1 protein-coding gene is annotated in these 1,304 nt (G+C 62.2%); it reads left to right on the top strand.

Features of this window, described 5'->3' with window-relative positions:
* Positions 1–588 precede the first annotated feature (588 nt).
* A partial coding sequence (locus NMG80_RS35390; RefSeq protein WP_254022433.1) for a reverse transcriptase domain-containing protein occupies positions 589–1,304 on the top strand: 716 nt, incomplete at its 3' end.

Genomic DNA, 1,304 nt, shown 5'->3' with positions numbered 1-1,304 from the left:
CCAGCCGGAAGCGAGTCTTGCATGGGCGGCGGCAACATCGCTCGTGAAGCGTAGACAGCGGATGCTGAAGCCATGTGTCAGCCTCGAGATTATGTGCATGCGGAGGCCTTCGGCGTGGGTAGCCCGGGGGCAGCATCGTCGGAACCGCCAAGGGCGAGGTTCTGGCGGCTCGGCCGGGGTCTTGGAGCAGGGCAAAGGCATGGGATGGATCGCCAGGGAACCTGTGAGATCCCGCTTACGTCCACAAGCGAAGTACGCCGGAACAGGGACCGCCGGTTGACCATGGGTCCAGGCTCGATGAGCGTCCTCCACGCTCATCGGGAGCGCCTCGGCGAGCACGAACATGGGAGGCGCATGTGGGGCCTGTTACCGAAACTATAAGGGAGCAGGTATGCGTGAGCGGGAAGTCGTAGCGCCTTCATAGTAGCAGTGAAGACGGGGAACTGGGCTCACCGGGACCCGACGGAGCGAAGGGAGGCGTCATGTGTAGAGAACCGTTGACCTGAAACATGGGAGGGGGCTCTGAACCCCACAAACCTGTCTACGAACCGACAACGGATAGCCGAACTGGCGAGGACGAAACGGGGTGTGGCGCTGTGCTCGCTCCACCATGTCATCGATCTGGACTGGATGAAGGAGGCCTACCGGCTGACCCGCAAGGATGGTGCCCCTGGCATCGACGGCGTCACGGCGGCGGACTATGAGGTGAACCTGGAGACCAGACTTCTGGACCTCCTGGAGCGCATCAAGTCCGGCCGATATCGTGCGCCGCCGGTCCGGCGGGCCTATATACCCAAGGCGGATGGGTCGCAAAGGATGCTCGGCATTCCGACCTTCGAGGACAAGGTGGCGCAACGCGCCATTATGATGGTGCTGGAGACCGTCTATGAGGAGGATTTCTACCCCTGCTCATATGGGTTCCGACCGGGCCGCTCGGCCCATCAGGCGCTCCGCAATATGCAGAACGTGCTGTGGGCAAAGCGGCTCTATTGGGTGATCGATCTCGACATACAGAAATACTTCGACTCGATTCCGCACGCTCACCTCCGGGCGTTCCTCGACCAGCGAGTCACGGACGGCGTCATCCGACGGATGATCGATAAATGGCTGAACGCAGGAGCCGTCGAAGACGGTCTTCTGCACCGAACGGCCGAAGGATCCCCGCAAGGAGGCGTGGTCTCGCCCTGCCTCTCGAACATCTTCCTGCACCACGTGCTGGACGAATGGTTCGAGACCGAGGTGCGGCCGCGGCTCCGTGGGGGCTGTACCATTGCCCGCTACGCTGACGATGCGCTCATGGCGTT

It is taken from the genome of Mesorhizobium escarrei, from assembly GCF_935825525.1.
In the GTDB taxonomy this organism is placed as follows: Bacteria; Pseudomonadota; Alphaproteobacteria; order Rhizobiales; family Rhizobiaceae; genus Mesorhizobium; species Mesorhizobium escarrei.
This window is presented reverse-complemented; position numbering and strand designations above follow the sequence as displayed.